Source organism: Nonomuraea insulae (assembly GCF_042656245.1).
Genome location: NZ_JBHSPA010000110.1, coordinates 44,001 through 60,171 on the forward strand (window position 1 = coordinate 44,001; position 16,171 = coordinate 60,171).

Here is a 16,171-nt window from a genome sequence, read left to right on the forward strand (position 1 = left end):
GAAATGATCGCGATTCTGGGCACGGGCAAGATGGGCGAGGCCCTGCTGTCCGGGCTGCTGCGCGCGGGGTTCAAGCCGGGCGACATCATGGCGACCACCCGCCGTGAGGAGCGCGCGCAGGTGCTGCGTGACACCTACGGCGTGCGCACGGTCACCAACGCCGAGGCGGCCAAGTCCGCCGACACCCTCATCCTGGCCGTCAAACCGCAGGACATGGGCACGCTGCTGGCCGAGATCGCCCCCCACGTGCCCGCCGAACGCCTGGTGATCAGCGCCGCGGCCGGCATCACGACGTCCTTCGTCGAGCAGCGGCTCGGCGTGCGGGTGCCGGTGGTACGGGTGATGTCCAACACGCCGATCAGGTTCGACGAGGCGATGAGCGTGATCTCGGCCGGTGCGCACGCCACCGAGGACCACCTCAAGCTCACCGAGGGCCTGCTGGAGCCGGTCGGCAAGGTGCTGCGCATCCCCGAGGCCCAGCAGGACGCCGCGACGGCGCTCTCCGGCAGCGGGCCCGCCTACTTCTTCTACCTGGTGGAGGCCATGGTGGACGCGGGCATCCTGCTCGGCATGCCGCGTGCGGCCGCGCTCGACATGGTCACGCAGTCGATCGTGGGGGCGGCGGTGATGTTGCGCGACTCGGGGGAGCACCCGGTGATCCTGCGCGAGGCCGTCACCTCGCCGGGCGGCACGACCATCGCGGCCATCGCCGAGCTCGAACGGCACAGCGTCAGGGCCGCGTTCCTGGCGGCCATCGAGGCCGCCCGCGACCGAGGCCGCCAACTCGCCTCAGGCTGACCCACGGCGCCGCCCGGGTTACTACGGTGGGTCGCGTGACGATCCGTCGCGGGGCTGCCCCGTTGCTCGTCCTTTTAGCACTGACCGGCTGCACCTCCGAGGAGCCGGCGGGCGTCCAGCTCGCCGACGTGCGCCGTGCACCGGTCACCGAAGTCGTCGAGGCCCCCGCCACCATCGGCGCGCGTGCCTCGGCGACACTGCGCTCTCCCGCCCAGGGCACGATCGCCAAGCTGTACGTCCGCGAGGGCGACCACGTCAGCAAGGGCGAGACCCTCGCCAAGATCCGCTCACCCCAGGCCCAGGACCAGCTCCGCCAGGCCCGCCAGGCATCCGAGATGGCGACCCCCGCGAGCTTCGCCCCGAACGTGCGCCTGCCCTCCTTCGACACCGGCGGGTTCGACCGCCAGGTGGCCGTCCACTTCGCCAAGGCGCGCAAGGAGGCGCGGAAGGTCAAGGACTCGCGGGCCCGCAAGCAGCTCCTGAGCGCCATCGACCTGGCCCAGACCCAGCACAAGGCGCAGACGAAGGCCCTGGAGTCCCTGACCGCCCGGCTCAACCAGTCGATCAGCGGCGTCCTGACCGGCGTGACCAGCGGCATCTCCACCTCCATGGCCTCGCTCCAGGCCGTCTCGAAGTCGCAGGCCAAGGCCGCGGTCAAGGCGGCGGAGAGCGCGGTGAAGTCGCTGACGATCAAGGCGCCGTTCTCCGGCGTCGTCACCCTGGGCCGCGTCTCGGGCGGCGCGGCGCCGAGCGGCGTCGAGGGCCTGCTCAGCCGGCTCCCGGGCGGCGGGCAGCAACTCCCGTCCGTGCCCTCGGGCGGATCCACCTCGGCGGGCACGCCGGTCGCCACCGGGGTGCCGGTCTCGGCGGGTGACTCGATCGCCACCGTCACCGACGTCTCCAAACTCACCCTGGACGCCGACGTGGACGAGACGGACGTGCTGCTGGTGCGCGAAGGGGTGAAGGCCGCCGTCGAACTGGACGCGGTCCCCGGCGCCACGTACACGGCCGCCGTCACCGCCATCGGCGTCACCCCCATGGAGGGCACCACGGGCGGCGTCAGCTACCCGGTACGCCTCACCCTCGGCCCCGGCGCCTTCGACGACGGCTCCAAGGCCCCCACCCCCAAACCGGGCATGAGCGCGGTCACGCGGCTGACCGTGCGCGAGTCGCCCTCGGCCGTCTCCGCCCCCGCCGCCGCGATCGTCTCCAGCGGGCGCGAGAGCGTGGTGTGGGCGGTCAGGAACGGCGTGGCGCAGCGGCGCGTGGTCAAGCTCGGCGCCCAGGGCGACGCCGTCGTGGAGGTGCTGAGCGGGGTGTCCGTGGGCGAGCGGATCGTGGTCAAGGGCGCGGATTCCGTACGGGAAGGGCAGCGTCTCTCATGACCCTCGCCATCGAGGCGGTGGATCTGACCCGCCACTACCAGCTCGACGGCGTGGCCGTCGAGGCGCTGCGGGGTGTCTCGCTCCGGATCGACCAGGGCGAGTTCGCCGCCGTCGTCGGCCCGTCCGGGTCCGGCAAGTCCACGCTCATGCATCTGCTCGGCTGCCTCGACCGGCCCTCGACGGGCGTGCTGAGGATCAACGGGGTGGACATCTCCCGCCTGTCCGACACCGAGCTGGCCGAGTTGCGCAACAAGACGGTCGGCTTCGTCTTCCAGTCCTTCCACCTGCTGGCCAGGACCACGGCGCTGGACAACGTGGCGCTGCCGCTGGTGTACCGGGGGCTGGGGCGGGCCGAGCGGCGTGCCAGGGCCCGCGCGGCGCTGGAGTCGGTGGGGCTCGGGCACCGGATGGAGCACCGGCCCTCGCAGATGTCCGGTGGGGAGCAGCAGCGCGTGGCCATCGCCAGGGCGCTGGTCGGCGAGCCCAAGGTGCTGCTGGCCGACGAGCCCACCGGCAACCTCGACACCAGCAACGGGGCCGAGGTCATGGCCATACTCGACCGGCTCAACGCCGAGAGCGACGTGGCCGTGGTGCTCGTCACGCACGAGGCGGCGGTCGCGGCCCACGCCAGGCGGCAGATCCACGTACGCGACGGCCTGATCGAGCGGGACACCGCATGAACAGCGCCGAGGCGCTGGTGATGGCGCTGGAAGCGCTGCGGGTGAATCGGATGCGCAGCGTGCTGACCATGCTGGGCGTCATCATCGGCGTGCTGGCCGTGGTGATCCTGGTGGCCATCGGCACCGGCGCGAAGGACGAGATCGAGAAGCAGATCTCCGGCCTGGGCACGAACATCATCCTCGTCGTCCCCGGCCGCATCAGCCTGGGCGCGGCCCCTTCCCAGAGCAGGCTCGGCCTGGCCGATGTGGCGTACGTGCGGCGCGTGGTGGGCGACCCGTCGAAGGTGACGGTCTCGTTGCAGTCGGGCGAGACCGTACGCGTGGGCAGGACCGAGGCGTTCGTCACGGTCGTCGGCACCGACCAGAACCTGGTCAACATCTTCGACCGGCCCCTCGCCAAGGGCCGCCCGCTGAGCGAGACGGACGTCGACACCCGGCGCAGGGTCGCCGTGCTGGGCTCGGAGGTCGCCGACCGGCTGTTCGGCGAGCTGGATCCGATCGGGCGGCAGGTGACGGTGGCGGGGGCGCGGTTCCGGGTGGTGGGCGTGTACGCCACGGTGGGGCAGACGTTCGGGCTCTCCCGCGACCAGGAGATCCACATCCCGGTGACGACGGCGCAGCGGCTGCTCGGGATCGAGCGGATCAACGGGCTGGCCGTCGGCGCCTCGGGGCCTGACGAGATCGACCCGCTGTCGGCCCGGGTCACGGCGGCGCTGCGGGACAGGTATCCGGGCGAGCAGTTCTCGGCGGTCACCCAGACCGCGCTGCTCGGCACGATCGGCAGCGTGCTGAGCATGCTCACCGGCGTGCTGGCCGCCATCGCGGGCATCTCGCTGCTGGTCGGAGGCGTGGGCGTGTCGAACATCATGCTGGTCAGCGTGCGTGAGCGGACCCGTGAGATCGGGCTGCGCAAGGCGCTGGGGGCCAGGCAGCGCGACATCCTGGCCCAGTTCCTCATCGAGGCGGTGCTGCTGACCACGATCGGCGGGCTCATCGGGATCATGCTCGGGGTCGGCGGCTCGCTGGCCATCTCCACGTTCACCGAGGTGCCGGCCACGATCACCTGGTGGTCGATCGCGCTGGCCTTCGGGGTGTCGGCGGCGGTCGGGGTGTTCTTCGGCGTGGCGCCGGCGCGGAGGGCGGGCAGACTGGACCCCGTGATCGCCCTCCGCGCCGAATGAGCTCAGGCGTCGCGCCGCTGGAGCAGGACGGCGCCCGCGATCATGGCGGCGGCCACCCACACCAGGTAGACGCCGAACCCGCTCCACGCCCCCAGCATGGCCTCGCCCCGCGGGGGGATCACGACGAGCATCCCGGCGTTGGTGGTGAAGAACTCGTTCACGATCCTGCCCCACTGACCCGGGAGCTGGGCGGTCAGCTGGGGAAGCACCAGCATCAGCGCGATGGCCGACACGAGCGCGCCGGGCGTGTGCCGGACCAGGGTGCCCAGACCCAGCCCGAACAGGCCGCAGGCGGTCAGGTAGAGACCGGCCCCGAGCACGGCCTCCACAGCGGCGCCGATCGGGACCGACGGCGGCTGGGCGATCGCCAGGCTCACGATGAGCGCGGCGGCCGACGCGAGCACGGTCACGACCAGCGACATCGCGGTGAACACCACGATCTTGCCGGTGAGCAGGCGCAGCCGCTTCGGCACGGCCATGAGCGAGGTCCTGATGCCGCCCGTGCGATATTCGCTGGAGATCACCAGGACGCCCAGCGTGGCCATGGAGAGCGAGGCGAACATGATGCCCGCCAGGCCCAGCACGACGACCTGGTCGCCGGGCACGGGCCCGTCGGCGGAGCCCGAGGCGGCGGCGCTGATCAGGCCCCCGATGCCGATCATCAGCAGCGCGGTGACGGCCAGCGTCCACACCGTGGAACGCACCGAGCGGATCTTGGTCCATTCGGACCGGAAAATGTCGATCATGAGGAGAACTCCAGGCTGTCCTTGGTCAGCTCCATGTACGCCGCTTCGAGCGAGGGCTGCACGAACGTCAGCTCCTCCAGCGGCAGACCGGCCCGCGCGGTGAGCGTGCCGATCTCGAGGGTGCTCATCGCGGTCACGCGCAGGTGGTCGGGGTGCAGCTCGCCCACCTTGACCAGCTCGGCCACCTCGGCCAGCCGGGGCGAGCGGACCCGTACGTACCCCTGGGAGCTGCGCCCGATGAACTCCCGCACGCTCGTGTCGGCGATGAGACTGCCCTTGCCGATCACGATCAGGTGGTCGGCCGTCTGCGCCATCTCGCTCATGAGGTGGCTGGAGACGAACACCGTCCGCCCCTCGGCCGCGAGCTTGCGCATGAACGTGCGGATCCACAGGATTCCGTCGGGGTCGAGCCCGTTGACGGGCTCGTCGAACAGCAGGATCTCCGGATCTCCGAGCAGCGCCGCGGCGATGCCCAGCCGCTGCGCCATGCCCAGCGAGAACCCGCCGACCCGCCGTCTGGCGACCTCGCGCAGGCCGACGGCCTCCAGCACCTCGCCCACCCGGCTGCTCGGGATGCCGTTGCTCTGCGCGATGGCCAGCAGGTGGTTGCGGGCGCTGCGCCCGCCGTGCACGGCCTTGGCGTCCAGCAGCGCGCCGACCTTGCGCAGGGGGTGGCTCAACTCCGCGTACGGCCGCCCGTCCACGAGCACCGAGCCGCCCGACGGCCGGTCGAGCCCGAGGATCATGCGCATGGTCGTTGACTTGCCCGCGCCGTTGGGGCCGAGGAAGCCGGTCACCTGGCCCGGCTGGACGTCGAACGACAGGTCGGCCACGGCGACGGTGTCACCGTAGCGCTTGCTCAGGTTCGTAGCCCGGATCGTGGTCATGATCCCAAGCGTGCCGTCGTGGACGCGCGGTTTCTTCCTGCCCGAGGACTGTTTCCGCCGGGGCGGAGTAGGACCCTGGTCCTAGTCTCCGGGGTGTACCAGGGAGGCCTCGTACGCGACGATCACGGCCTGTGCCCGGTCCCTGACGCCGATCTTGGCGAACAGGCTCGTCACGTGGTTCTTGACGGTCGAGGGGGAGACCGACAGCTCGGCCGCGATCTCCGCGTTCGACCGGCCGCGGGCGATGAGCACGAGGATCTCCCGCTCGCGCTCCGTGAGGCCGCCCAGCTCGGGGGCGGCCTCCTGGCGCGGGGGCGAGGTGCGGACGAAGGCGCCGATGAGCCGGGTCAGCAGGCGCGGCGCGACGGCCGACTCGCCCCGGTACACCACGCGTACGCCCTCGATCAGCTCCTCGGGGGAGACGTCCTTGGGCAGGAAGCCGTTCGCGCCCGCCCGCAGCGCCGCTACCACGTTCTCGTCCAGGTCGAACGTACTCAGCGCGAGCACCCGTACGCCCGGCAGCTCCGCGGTGATCAGCTCGGTCGCGCGCACCCCGTCCATGCCCGGCATGTGCAGGTCCATCACCACCACGTCGGGGCGCAGCCGCCTGCTCAGGTCCACCGCCTGCTCGCCGTCCGCGGCCTCGCCGACCACGCACAGGTCGGGCTGCGCGTCGAGCATGAGCTTGAAGCCCACGCGCACCAGGGCGTAGTCGTCGGCCAGCAGCACGTTGATCGTCATGTCTTCTCCAGGGGGATGCGGGCGTGCACGCGGAATCCTCCCTCGGGCCGGGGGCCCGTGGAGAGCCGGCCGCCGCACAGGGCCACCCGCTCGGCCATGCCGCCGAGCCCGAATCCCGGCGTGCCCCCGTCGTTCGCCAGGCCCCCGTCCTTCGCCGGGCCCCCGTCCTTCGCCAGGCCCCCGCGCTTCGCCAGGCCGTCGTCGAGCACCTCGACCTCGACGGCGGCGGGCTCGTAGGCCAGGCGGACGCTGGCCCTGGCGCCGGCGGCGTGCTTGCGCGTGTTGGTCAGCGCCTCCTGGACGATCCGGTAGACCGCGTGGTCCACGGCGGCGGGCAGTTCGGCGGGATCCCCGGTCACGGTGAGGCTGGCGGGCACCCCGGCCGACCCGGCTTCCTTGATCAGTGCGGGCAACCGCTCAGCGCCCACCCCGGTCGCGGCGTCAGGGCCCTCGTTCCCGTCGGCCCTGAGCACGTCGAGCAGGCGGCGCATCTCCGACATGGCCTGGCGGGCGGTCTGCTCGGCGCTCTCCAGGGCGCCTCTGGTGACCACCTGCTCCGGCGGGAGCGTGGCCCGCGCGCCGCCGACCAGCGCGTTGATCACGGTGATGTGGTGTGCCACGACGTCGTGCAGCTCCCTGGCGATGCGGCGCCGCTCGGCGCGTACCGCCGCGTCGGTGGCCTCGCGCCTGCCGCGGTCTCTGAGCTCGGCCCTGAGCAGGACGAGTTGCCCGACGCCCGTGGACACCCCGACCAGGAACATGGCGGCCACCCAGCCGCCCTGCGCGCGCCAGAACAGCTCCATCGTGGTGGCGTAGAACACGGCCGCGACCGCCGCGGTGATCGCGGTCGTGCGGCCGGTGGTGTAGCGGCCCACGCTGTAGAGGGCGATGGCCGTGGGCAAGTTGGTGAGCGTCACGACCTGCGTCGCGAGCCCTGCGAAGTCCACCGCCGCCACCAGCGCCGCCGTCAGGACCGGGCGGCGACGGCGCATGAGCAGCAGCGCCAGCCCCAGCAGGTAGTGCGCGCCACCTGGGACGACGCTCGTGTCGCCCCGGCCGATCAGCGCGACGGCCCCGATGAACCAGGGAAGGGCCAGCACGATCACGAGCGTCCGGTCGAACACCTTGGGACGCTGGAAGAGTCGCCAGAACTTCACGAAGGCCCGCGCCACGCTAAAGACCATAAGTCACGAAATATGGGGAGAGCTTCCGCGCGCCGAACCGAAGCTACGCTGAGGCGTCTGCGCTGCGGTAACGTCTGCGCAAGGCGAGGGAGCACGCGGAGGGGTTGGCATGAGCCGGTCGGCACGGGTGATCTGGGACGACGCTCTCACCTCCTACAATTTCGGCCCCAGCCATCCGCTCGCCCCCGTGCGCGTGGAGCTGACCATGGCGCTCGCCCGCGAGCTCGGAGTGCTCGACAAGGTCGAGATGGCGGGCTGCGTGCCCGCGAGCGACGACGAGCTGGCCCTGGTGCACGAGCGCGACTACATCGAGGCCGTCAAGCGGGTCTCCGCCTCCGGCCTGCCCGACTTCGGCGCCGGGCTGGGCACGAGCGACAACCCCGCGTTCGCGGGCGTCCACGAGGCGTCCGCGCTGATCGCCGGCGCCTCGCTGGCCGCCGCCCGCTCGGTCTGGGAGGGCTCGGCCGAGCACGCGGTCAACATCGCGGGCGGGCTGCACCACGCGATGCCCGCCCAGGCCAGCGGGTTCTGCGTGTACAACGACCCGGCGCTGGCCATCGCCTGGCTGCTCAAGCAGGGGGCGGGCCGCATCGCGTACGTGGACGTGGACGTCCACCACGGCGACGGCGTGCAGACGGTCTTCTACGACGACCCCAGGGTCCTGACGATCAGCCTGCACGAGAGCCCGCGCACGTTGTTCCCCGGCACCGGGTTCCCCGAGGAGACCGGCGCCGACGGCACGGCCGTCAACGTCGCGCTCCCGGCCGGCTCCGGCGACTCCGGCTGGCTGCGGGCCTTCCACGCGGTCGTGCCGCCGCTGCTGCACGAGTTCGGGCCGGAGATCCTGGTGACGCAGCACGGCTGCGACAGCCACGCGCTCGACCCCCTGGCCAACCTGATGCTCAGCGTCGACGGCCAGCGCGCCGCCTACGCCGCCCTGCACCGCCTGGCCCACGAGACGGCGGGCGGCCGCTGGATCGCGACCGGCGGGGGCGGCTACGAGCTGGTGCAGGTGGTGCCACGGGCGTGGACGCACCTCATCGCCGAGATGGCGGGCCATCCGATCGACCCGGCCACGCCGACGAGCGAGGACTGGCGCCAGTTCGTACGCGAACGCACGGGCGAGACCCCGCCCCTCACCATGACGGACGGCCGAAACCCGGAATTTCGCGACTTCTCCGGTGGTTATGATCCAGCGGACCCCATTGACCGTGCGGTCATGGCGACCCGGCACGCGGTCTTCCCCCTGCACGGCCTCGATCCGATGCCCTGACGAGGAAAGAACCAGTGCTGAGCCGCGACGAACTTCGAGAACAGCTTGTCCACAGCCGCATCGCGGGCGATGTCGCGACCTCGCGCGAGAACAACCTCGACCACTACAGTTCGCTGGCCAACGGCGACCCGTACTACGCGCTCGGCCTGACCTTCGATCAGCCGTGGTCCTACCGCGACATCCTGGCGCTGATGGCCAAGTCCGCCGGCGTCGTCTCCGACCCCGGGCACCGCTGGGGCCAGGACACGATCGACCCCGACCTGACGATCGACGCGGCCGACGCCATGGCCGAGCGCATCGCCGCGGTGCTGTCGCGGCCGAGCCCGCGCATCCTGTTCGCCACCGGGCACCCCACCGGCGTGCTGGCCATCCACCTGTCGCTGGCCGCCCTGTGCGTGGCGAAGGGCGCTCGGCTGTTGTCGCCCGCGGAGGGCTGGACGTACGCGGGGTCGGGTTTCGGTCGTCCGAGAAGGGTCCGTTACCTCCAGGACATCGCCATGCTCGACGACAGGGGAGCCCTCGTGCACACCCACGACGCGGCTCCGATGCGGCACATGCTCGGCGAGCTCGGTGATGATCTTCCCGACCTGGTGATCGCCGATCACGGCTGGGCGGGAGCGGCGGGGGAGTCCGGTGTGCCGACAGTGGCGTTCGCCGATTGCAACGACCCTGGGCTGTTCGTCGGTGAGGCGGAAGGCAAAATTGAAGTGGTCGTGCCACTCGATGACAATGTGCTACCGCGCTACTACGCTCCGTTGACCGAGAGACTCGTCACAGGAGTCTCACGAGCCCTTTGAGTCGAATTCGGTCATCCCCATACCGTCTTTTCGCGCCTGCATTCCAAGGGGCTCGCTGTCCCTTTGCCAACTTTTGACGAGGCTCCGGCGACTCTTATATGTGGCAGCTTGGACAGTTCCAACGTCCGGGTGACGTGCTCGGACAGGCTGTTTGGCCAGCGAATTCGCTGGTTCGGCTGACAGGTGGCTCCGTCGGCTGAGAAAATAGGGGGTTTGCGCACTCGGAGTCCCGACTTACGCTGACGGCAGTACACGTGCGTGAGCAATGGCACCAGTGGGGATAACCCGGAAACACGTGCGGAAGAGGCGTCCGATGGGTGCAGGCGAAAGACCTCTCAGCGAGGTGAAGTTCCTGACCGTCGCAGAAGTGGCGACGGTCATGAGGGTGTCCAAGATGACGGTGTACCGGCTCGTTCACTCTGGCGAGCTGCCGGCCATCCGAGTCGGCCGATCGTTCAGGGTGCCTGAGCAGGCGGTACACGACTATCTGCGGGAGGCCTACATCGAGGCAGGTTGACGTAGCGACACGCCAGGCCGTGTCGTGAATGCTGTCGCGGGAGAGGCCCGGCCGCCGCTGATGCGACCGGGCTCTCGCCCCCCAATGGGCGATCCACCGTGGATCGCCGGTAGTCTGTGAGCCGGTGTGCGCTCGCACATCGGTTCATACTTGCTATCAGTACCTGGGGGTCCCGTATGGGCTCTGTGATCAAGAAGCGCCGCAAGCGGATGGCTAAGAAGAAGCACCGCAAGCTGCTCAAGAAGACGCGCATCCAGCGGCGTAACAAGAAGTAACCGACGCAGCTGCGAGGCGCTGATGACCCACACCGTGCTCGTCACCGGGGTCTCGCGCCACATAGGCGCCCGGGTGGCGAGCGTTCTGGCGGCGGACCCGGACATCAGTCGCGTCATCGGAGTGGACACAGTGCCGCCCCCCTCGCTGACGCGAGACGGCGGCATCTCTCTCGGTCGGACGGAATTCGTCCGTGTGGATCTGCGCAGCCCCGACATCACCCAGGTGATCGCGGCCGCGGACATCGACACCGTTGTGCACATGAGTCTGGTCAGCGCTCCGTCGAGGAGCGGTGGCAGGGCGGCCATGAAAGAGCACAACGTGATCGGCACCATGCAGCTGCTCGGTGCCTGCCAGAGGTCGGCGACCGTGCGGCGCGTGGTGGTGCGCTCCACCACCGCCGTCTACGGCTCGTCGCCGCGGGATCCTGCGGTGTTCACCGAGGACCTGGAGCCGCACGACGGCCCCATCCACGGCTACGCCAAGGACGCGGCCGAGGTCGAGGGCTACGTGCGGGGTTTCGCGCGCCGCCGTCCCGACGTCACCGTGTCGCTGCTGCGCTTCGCCAACTTCATGGGTCCCGGCGTCGACTCGCCGCTGACGCGTTACTTCACCCAGCCGGTGCTGCCGACCGTGTTCGGCTTCGACCCGCGGCTGCAGTTCGTCCATGAGGACGACGCGGTCGAGGTGCTGCGCCGGATGGCGACCGAAGATCACCCCGGCACGTACAACGTGGCCGGGGCAGGTGTGTTGCTGCTGTCGCAGTGCGCCAGGAGGGCGGGGCGGCCGTCGCTGCCGCTGTTCTCGCCCGCCTTCAGGGTGCTGGGCAGCGCCGTACGCAGGATCGGGCTGGTCGAATACTCGCCCGAGCAGGTCAGGCTGATGAGCCACGGCCGCGCGGTCGACAGCTCCAGGCTGGAGGTCGAGCTGGGCTGGAAGCCCAAGTTCACCACCGGGGCCGCCTTCGACGACTTCCTGCGCTCTCGCGGCCTGCGGCCGCTCGGAGGTGTCCGTACTTGAGCGTTCCCCACGAAGACGCCGGCGTGATCCCGATCAGCGCGGCGCCGTCCTTCGAGGAGCCCGACCCGATGGCCAGGCTGCTGGCCTTCCTCCGCAGGCGCGTCACAGGCGACTACGAGGTCGACGAGTTCGGCTACGACGCCGAGCTGACGGACAAGGTCGTCCTCGAGCTGATCAGGCCGCTCTACAACCACTGGTTCAGGGTCGAGACGGTCGAGCTCAAGAACATCCCCGACGACAGCGGCGCGCTGATCGTCGCCAACCACTCCGGCACGCTGCCGATGGACGCGCTGATGTTGCAGGTGGCGCTGCACGACGACGCGGGCAGGCCGCTGCGGCTGCTCGGCGCCGACCTGGTCTACCAGCTGCCGTTCCTCAGCCACCTGGCGCGCAAGACCGGCCACACGCTGGCCTGCCGCGAGGACGCCGACCGGCTGCTGCGCAAGGGCGAGCTGGTCGGGGTGTTCCCCGAGGGGTTCAAGGGCGTCGGCAAGTCCTTCTCCGAGCGTTACAAGCTGCAGCGCTTCGGCCGCGGCGGCTTCGTGGCCTCCGCCATCCGCGCCGGTGTGCCCATCGTGCCCACCGCGATCGTCGGGGCCGAGGAGATCTATCCCAAGATCGGCGACCTGAAGTTCCTGGCCAGGATGCTGGGGCTGCCCTACCTGCCGATCACCCCGTTCTTCCCGCTGCTCGGGCCGCTCGGCCTGGTGCCGCTGCCGTCGAAGTGGATGATCGAGTTCGGCGAGCCGATCCGCACCGACGAGTACGAACCCTCCGCGGCCGACGACCCCATGCTGGTCTTCAACATCACCGACCACGTGCGCGAGGTCATCCAGCAACTGCTCAACCAGTTGCGGCTGCGCAGAGGGCACGCCTTCCCGCCGTTCCTCTGACTGCAACCTCCATGGGCCCCTCGGTGTTCTCTGAGCGAACACACCGAAGGGAACCCTCATGGATCTTCAACTTTCCGGCCGCGTCGCCATTGTCACCGGCGCGTCCAAGGGCATCGGCCTGGCCATCGCCCAGACCCTCGTGGACGAGGGCGTCCACGTGGTCGCCGCGTCCCGTACCGCTCCCGACGCCAAGGTGACGCACGTCGCGGTGGACCTGATGGACCCGGACGCGCCGGCCCAGGTCGTCGCGCGTGCGGTCGAGGAGTTCGGCGGCGTCGACATCCTGGTCAACAACGCCGGCGGCCCGCCGCCCGGGACGACGTTGCCGCGGTTCGGGTTCATGACGCCGGACGACGCGGACTGGCGGGCGATGTTCGAGTTCAACCTGTTCGCCGCCGTACGCATGATCCGCGCCGCCGTACCCCACATGCTGGAGCGGGGCGGCAGCTCGATCGTCAACGTGTCCTCCACGATGGCCAAGCAGCCCGGGGCCATGAACGTGGACTACGGCGCGGCCAAGGCGGCCGTCCTGGCGGTGGGCAAGTCGTTGTCGGAGGAGTACGGGCCCCAGGGCATCCGGGTCAACACCGTCTCGCCCGGCGCGGTGCTGACGGACTGGTGGACCAAGGACGGCGGCGCGGCCGAGGTCATGGCGGGCGTGACCGGCTCCGACAAGGACAGCGTGATCGCCGAAGTGGCTCCTGCCATGATGAAACTCACCACCGGGCGGCTCGTGCACCCGCAGGAGATCGCCGACGCGGTCGCCCTGCTCGTCTCCCCCCGCTCGGGCAGCACGACCGGCGCCGAGTTCGTGATCGACGGAGGCCAGCTGAAGGAAATCTGAACCTGAAAGGCGGGTTGTGGCAAGACATCCGTGACCGATCCCCCACAGAAGGGCGGAGATGATCACGCAACCCGCCGTCAAGGGTGCGGACTCCGAGCTCGTGAGCGCCTCGTGGACAGAACCCGAGGCGTTCGCCCAGCTCTTCGACCGCTACTCCGCCATGCTCTACCGGTACGTCTCCCAACGCCTCGGCCCCGGCCCCGCCGAGGACCTGGTCGGAGAGACGTTCCTGGTCGCCTTCTCCCGCAGGAGGAGCTACGACCTGGCCTACCAGGACGCCAGGCCGTGGCTCTTCGGCATCCTCACCAAGCTCATCTCCCGCCACCGCCGCACGGAGGCCGCCCGCTACCGGGCCCTCCTGCGCGCCCCTGTCGACTCCGAGGTGGAGTCGCCCGCCGACCGGGTGGCGGCCGGCGTGACCGCCCAGGCCGTCCGCTCGGAGCTGGCCGGCGCCCTGGCCGCGCTGTCCGCCAAGGACCGCGACGTCCTGCTGCTGATCGCCTGGGGCGATCTCACCTACGAGGAGGCCGCGCGAGCGCTCGGCATCCCGATCGGAACCGTGCGCTCCCGCCTCAACAGGGGCAGGCGGAAGGTACGTGCCGCGCTCGGCGACGCCAACCCGATGGAGGAGGAGTGAGGATGGACGACCTGAACCTGCTCAGAGACCTCGGGGCCGGGCTCCAGCACGAACCGCCTCCCACGCTCGTCCGCCAGCGCGACCGTTTCCTGCGCGACCGCCCGCGGCGCAGGTGGACGGGATGGTGGGCGGCCGGGCTCGTCGCCGTCGCCACGGCCGCCGCCGTCGCGGTGCCCACGCTGCTCGTCGGAGACCACCACACGGCCGCGCCGCCGGCCGGGGCCGAACCGGTGGACATGAGCGGCGCCCGCAACGTGCTGGTGATCGGCTCGGACACGCGGGCCGGAGAGCGCAACGCCGAGTACGGTCCGCTGAGCCAGGGCTCCGGCCAGCGCTCCGACACCATCATCATCGTCCACGTGCCGGCCGACAGGGGTAGGGCCACCGCGGTCAGCGTCCCGCGCGACTCGATCGTGCGCATCCCGCGCTGCGGCTCCGACCCGGCCAGGGCCGACATGATCAATTCGGCGTACAACTCGGGCGGGGCCGCCTGCCTCAGGACGACGCTGGAGAAGTTGACGGGCCTGCGCCTGCACCACACGGTCGAGATGGACTTCGCCGGGTTCAAGAACATGGTGGACGCGCTCGGGGGCGTGAGCGTCAAGGTGCCGGAGCCGGTGGACGACCGCAAGGCGAAGCTCAAGCTGCCCGCCGGCGAGAACATGCTCAACGGGGAGGCGGCCCTCGGCTGGGCACGGCTGCGCCAGTACGGCGACGGCTCCGACGTCTCGCGGATCAAGAGGCAGCAGGCGCTCATGCTGGCGATGCTCAAGAAGGCGCAGCGGCAGGTGCTCACCGACCCGGGCAAGGTCAAGAGCTTCCTCGGGGCGGTGCGAGCGGCTGTGAAGACGGATCTCGGCGTGGAGGAGATGTACGAGCTCGCCACACAACTCGCCGGCACCAAGGTGAACTTCGTCGCCGTGCCCTGGGAGCCCTTCCCCCCGGACCGCAACCGGCTCCAGTGGAAACAACCGGAGGCGAACAAGCTGTTCAAGTCGCTGAAGTAGCTCAGGGGCGGCCGCGGTAGTGCCGGCGCAGGGCGATGCCCGCGGCCACCCCGCCCGCGACCGCCCCCAGGCCCGCCGCGATCGGCAGGGCCGTCATCGTGGCCTTGCGCCCGGTGCGGAAGTCCCTGATCGGCCAGTCGTGCTTCTTGGAGTGCTCACGCAGCTCGCTGTCCGGGTTGATGGCCACGGGACGCCCCACCAGCGACAACAACGGCAGGTCGTTGGCCGAGTCGCTGTAGGCGGTGCACCGGGCCAGGTCGAGCCCCTCCCTGCGGGCCAGCGCCCGGACGGCCTCCGCCTTGGCGGGCCCGTGCAGCAGGTCGCCGACCAGCCGCCCGGTGTAGACGCCGTCGCTGGTCTCGGCGACCGTGCCGAGCGCGCCGGTCAGGCCGAGCCGCTGCGCGATGACCCTGGCCAGCTCGACCGGCGTGGCGGTGACCAGCCAGACCCGCTGGCCGGCGTCGAGGTGCCGCTGGGCGAGTGCCCGGGTGCCGCCCCAGATGCGGTCGGCCATGACCTCGTCGTAGATCTCCTCGCCGAGGCGTACGACGTCGTCGACCTTGGCTCCCGCGACGAACGCCAGCGCGGTCTCCCTGGCCACCGCGATGTGGTCGGGGTTCTCGTTGCCGCGCAGCCGGAACACCGCCTGCCCCACCGCGAACTTGAACAGGTCCGACGTGGTGAACAGCCCGCGCGTGGCCAGCCCTCTGGCGAAGTGGTAGATCGAGGCGCCGCGCATCATCGTGTTGTCCACGTCGAAGAAGGCCGCGGCCTGCAGGTCCGGGTTCGCCGGGGCGACGGTCACCGCCGCCTGCGCCGCGGCCTCGCCGGCGACCTCGGGCTGCACTTCCTGTCGTCGTCGCATAAGCCGCCACATGGGCTTCAGCTTACTTACCCAAAGGCTGGCAGAAGGCCCTCGGCGTTGCTCGGGACCTCAGGTGGGGCGGCGCTGCTGTTCGATGTACGCCTCGATGATCGATGGTGGTGCTCCGCCGCAGGAGGCGGCGAGGTAGCTGGGCGACCAGAAGGGGCCGTGCATGACGGCGGGGTCGACCCGGCCGGTGAACTCCTTGCGCAGGTAGTGCGAGGAGACGCCCTTCAACGAGTTGACGAGTTTGCTGATCGCGACCTTGGGCGGGTAATGGACGAGCAGGTGGACGTGGTCGTGCTCGCCGTTGAACTGTCACACACCTCGATCATGATGTCTGCGCAGCGGCGCAGCAGGGATCGCTTATGAGGAGCAGTGCAGGCAACTGGCTGAGGCCAAGAAGGACCCGTACTGCGACTGGCTCGTCGACGCGCCCGCCC

Annotated in this window: 18 protein-coding genes and 1 pseudogene; 13 read left to right on the forward strand and 6 right to left on the reverse strand. The window is 70.5% G+C overall.

All coding sequences use genetic code 11. The annotated features are described in order from the left end of the window. Positions 1-3: 3 nt before the first annotated feature. The 4 genes from proC to ACFPZ3_RS61555 are packed head-to-tail and all read left to right on the forward strand — an operon-like array spanning position 4 to position 4,044. Positions 4-798 (forward strand): pyrroline-5-carboxylate reductase, encoded by a 795-nt coding sequence (gene proC, locus ACFPZ3_RS61540; protein WP_379523715.1) that lies wholly within the window; start codon positions 4-6, stop codon positions 796-798. Between the two features lie 35 nt (positions 799-833). After that, entirely contained in the window at positions 834-2,183 is a 1,350-nt protein-coding gene (locus ACFPZ3_RS61545) for an efflux RND transporter periplasmic adaptor subunit (RefSeq protein WP_379523716.1), read from the forward strand. Continuing rightward, entirely contained in the window at positions 2,180-2,863 is a 684-nt protein-coding gene (locus tag ACFPZ3_RS61550; protein WP_379523717.1) for an ABC transporter ATP-binding protein, read from the forward strand. The genes ACFPZ3_RS61545 and ACFPZ3_RS61550 overlap by 4 nt, the downstream gene beginning before the upstream one ends. Continuing rightward, positions 2,860-4,044: an ABC transporter permease gene (locus ACFPZ3_RS61555; protein ID WP_379523718.1), complete on the forward strand. Its 1,185-nt coding sequence runs from the start codon at positions 2,860-2,862 to the stop codon at positions 4,042-4,044. The genes ACFPZ3_RS61550 and ACFPZ3_RS61555 overlap by 4 nt, the downstream gene beginning before the upstream one ends. A 2-nt stretch (positions 4,045-4,046) precedes the next feature. Here the strand turns inward: ACFPZ3_RS61555 and ACFPZ3_RS61560 are convergent, their stop codons facing one another. The 4 genes from ACFPZ3_RS61560 to ACFPZ3_RS61575 form a co-directional block, all read right to left on the reverse strand. Then, positions 4,047-4,790, reverse strand: a complete 744-nt coding sequence (locus tag ACFPZ3_RS61560; RefSeq protein ID WP_379523719.1) for an ABC transporter permease — start codon at positions 4,788-4,790, stop codon at positions 4,047-4,049. Continuing rightward, complete coding sequence (locus ACFPZ3_RS61565; RefSeq protein WP_379523720.1) at positions 4,787-5,677, reverse strand: ABC transporter ATP-binding protein; 891 nt, start codon at positions 5,675-5,677, stop codon at positions 4,787-4,789. Before ACFPZ3_RS61565 ends, ACFPZ3_RS61560 begins: the two co-directional genes overlap by 4 nt. A gap of 81 nt (positions 5,678-5,758) precedes the next feature. After that, positions 5,759-6,418 (reverse strand): response regulator, encoded by a 660-nt coding sequence (locus ACFPZ3_RS61570; protein ID WP_379523721.1) that lies wholly within the window; start codon positions 6,416-6,418, stop codon positions 5,759-5,761. Beyond that, positions 6,415-7,590 carry a sensor histidine kinase gene (locus ACFPZ3_RS61575; RefSeq protein ID WP_379523722.1) on the reverse strand — a complete coding sequence of 392 codons (1,176 nt, stop codon included), beginning with the start codon at positions 7,588-7,590 and terminating at the stop codon, positions 6,415-6,417. Before ACFPZ3_RS61575 ends, ACFPZ3_RS61570 begins: the two co-directional genes overlap by 4 nt. A 121-nt stretch (positions 7,591-7,711) precedes the next feature. On the opposite strand from ACFPZ3_RS61575, the gene ACFPZ3_RS61580 reads away from it, so the two are divergent. The 9 genes from ACFPZ3_RS61580 to ACFPZ3_RS61620 all read left to right on the forward strand — a co-directional run bounded on the left by ACFPZ3_RS61580 (position 7,712) and on the right by ACFPZ3_RS61620 (position 14,863). Then, entirely contained in the window at positions 7,712-8,875 is a 1,164-nt protein-coding gene (locus ACFPZ3_RS61580) for an acetoin utilization protein AcuC (protein WP_379523723.1), read from the forward strand. A gap of 14 nt (positions 8,876-8,889) precedes the next feature. After that, the gene (locus ACFPZ3_RS61585; RefSeq protein ID WP_379523724.1) at positions 8,890-9,672 is read left to right on the forward strand and encodes a phosphatase; all 783 of its coding nucleotides are present in this window, start codon (positions 8,890-8,892) and stop codon (positions 9,670-9,672) included. Between the two features lie 313 nt (positions 9,673-9,985). Next, a complete protein-coding gene (locus ACFPZ3_RS61590; protein ID WP_026214222.1) occupies positions 9,986-10,189 on the forward strand; it encodes a helix-turn-helix domain-containing protein in 204 nt (67 codons plus the stop codon). 176 nt (positions 10,190-10,365) lie between these two features. Further along, the gene (locus tag ACFPZ3_RS61595) at positions 10,366-10,464 is read left to right on the forward strand and encodes a 30S ribosomal protein bS22 (RefSeq protein ID WP_018654693.1); all 99 of its coding nucleotides are present in this window, start codon (positions 10,366-10,368) and stop codon (positions 10,462-10,464) included. 22 nt (positions 10,465-10,486) lie between these two features. After that, entirely contained in the window at positions 10,487-11,482 is a 996-nt protein-coding gene (locus ACFPZ3_RS61600) for an NAD-dependent epimerase/dehydratase family protein (protein ID WP_379523725.1), read from the forward strand. Beyond that, on the forward strand, positions 11,479-12,375 hold the full coding sequence (locus ACFPZ3_RS61605; RefSeq protein ID WP_379523726.1) for a lysophospholipid acyltransferase family protein: 897 nt from the start codon (positions 11,479-11,481) through the stop codon (positions 12,373-12,375). Before ACFPZ3_RS61600 ends, ACFPZ3_RS61605 begins: the two co-directional genes overlap by 4 nt. A 58-nt stretch (positions 12,376-12,433) precedes the next feature. Beyond that, positions 12,434-13,219: an SDR family NAD(P)-dependent oxidoreductase gene (locus ACFPZ3_RS61610; RefSeq protein WP_379523727.1), complete on the forward strand. Its 786-nt coding sequence runs from the start codon at positions 12,434-12,436 to the stop codon at positions 13,217-13,219. A 58-nt stretch (positions 13,220-13,277) separates the two neighbouring features. After that, positions 13,278-13,856: an RNA polymerase sigma factor gene (locus ACFPZ3_RS61615; protein WP_379523728.1), complete on the forward strand. Its 579-nt coding sequence runs from the start codon at positions 13,278-13,280 to the stop codon at positions 13,854-13,856. 2 nt (positions 13,857-13,858) lie between these two features. Next, complete coding sequence (locus ACFPZ3_RS61620; protein ID WP_379523729.1) at positions 13,859-14,863, forward strand: LCP family protein; 1,005 nt, start codon at positions 13,859-13,861, stop codon at positions 14,861-14,863. Position 14,864: 1 nt separating this feature from the next. On the opposite strand, the gene ACFPZ3_RS61625 is transcribed toward ACFPZ3_RS61620, so the two are convergent. Together ACFPZ3_RS61625 and tnpA are read right to left on the reverse strand one after the other, a co-directional pair. Continuing rightward, positions 14,865-15,728, reverse strand: a complete 864-nt coding sequence (locus tag ACFPZ3_RS61625) for an HAD family hydrolase (RefSeq protein ID WP_379523730.1) — start codon at positions 15,726-15,728, stop codon at positions 14,865-14,867. 69 nt (positions 15,729-15,797) lie between these two features. Then, positions 15,798-16,046 (reverse strand): annotated as a pseudogene (gene tnpA / locus ACFPZ3_RS61630) (IS200/IS605 family transposase); the annotation flags it as partial. Positions 16,047-16,171 lie beyond the last annotated feature (125 nt).

Excerpts from the sequence above, each read along its gene's own strand:
- proC (WP_379523715.1), top strand. The coding sequence starts at position 4 with ATGATCGCGATTCTGGGCACGGGCAAGATGGGCGAGGCCCTGCTGTCC.
- ACFPZ3_RS61550 (WP_379523717.1), top strand. The coding sequence starts at position 2,180 with ATGACCCTCGCCATCGAGGCGGTGGATCTGACCCGCCACTACCAGCTC.
- ACFPZ3_RS61555 (WP_379523718.1), top strand. The coding sequence starts at position 2,860 with ATGAACAGCGCCGAGGCGCTGGTGATGGCGCTGGAAGCGCTGCGGGTG.
- ACFPZ3_RS61560 (WP_379523719.1), bottom strand. The coding sequence starts at position 4,790 with ATGATCGACATTTTCCGGTCCGAATGGACCAAGATCCGCTCGGTGCGT.
- ACFPZ3_RS61565 (WP_379523720.1), bottom strand. The coding sequence starts at position 5,677 with ATGACCACGATCCGGGCTACGAACCTGAGCAAGCGCTACGGTGACACC.
- ACFPZ3_RS61570 (WP_379523721.1), bottom strand. The coding sequence starts at position 6,418 with ATGACGATCAACGTGCTGCTGGCCGACGACTACGCCCTGGTGCGCGTG.
- ACFPZ3_RS61580 (WP_379523723.1), top strand. The coding sequence starts at position 7,712 with ATGAGCCGGTCGGCACGGGTGATCTGGGACGACGCTCTCACCTCCTAC.
- ACFPZ3_RS61590 (WP_026214222.1), top strand. The coding sequence starts at position 9,986 with ATGGGTGCAGGCGAAAGACCTCTCAGCGAGGTGAAGTTCCTGACCGTC.
- ACFPZ3_RS61595 (WP_018654693.1), top strand. The coding sequence starts at position 10,366 with ATGGGCTCTGTGATCAAGAAGCGCCGCAAGCGGATGGCTAAGAAGAAG.
- ACFPZ3_RS61600 (WP_379523725.1), top strand. The coding sequence starts at position 10,487 with ATGACCCACACCGTGCTCGTCACCGGGGTCTCGCGCCACATAGGCGCC.
- ACFPZ3_RS61610 (WP_379523727.1), top strand. The coding sequence starts at position 12,434 with ATGGATCTTCAACTTTCCGGCCGCGTCGCCATTGTCACCGGCGCGTCC.
- ACFPZ3_RS61615 (WP_379523728.1), top strand. The coding sequence starts at position 13,278 with ATGATCACGCAACCCGCCGTCAAGGGTGCGGACTCCGAGCTCGTGAGC.
- ACFPZ3_RS61620 (WP_379523729.1), top strand. The coding sequence starts at position 13,859 with ATGGACGACCTGAACCTGCTCAGAGACCTCGGGGCCGGGCTCCAGCAC.
- ACFPZ3_RS61625 (WP_379523730.1), bottom strand. The coding sequence starts at position 15,728 with ATGCGACGACGACAGGAAGTGCAGCCCGAGGTCGCCGGCGAGGCCGCG.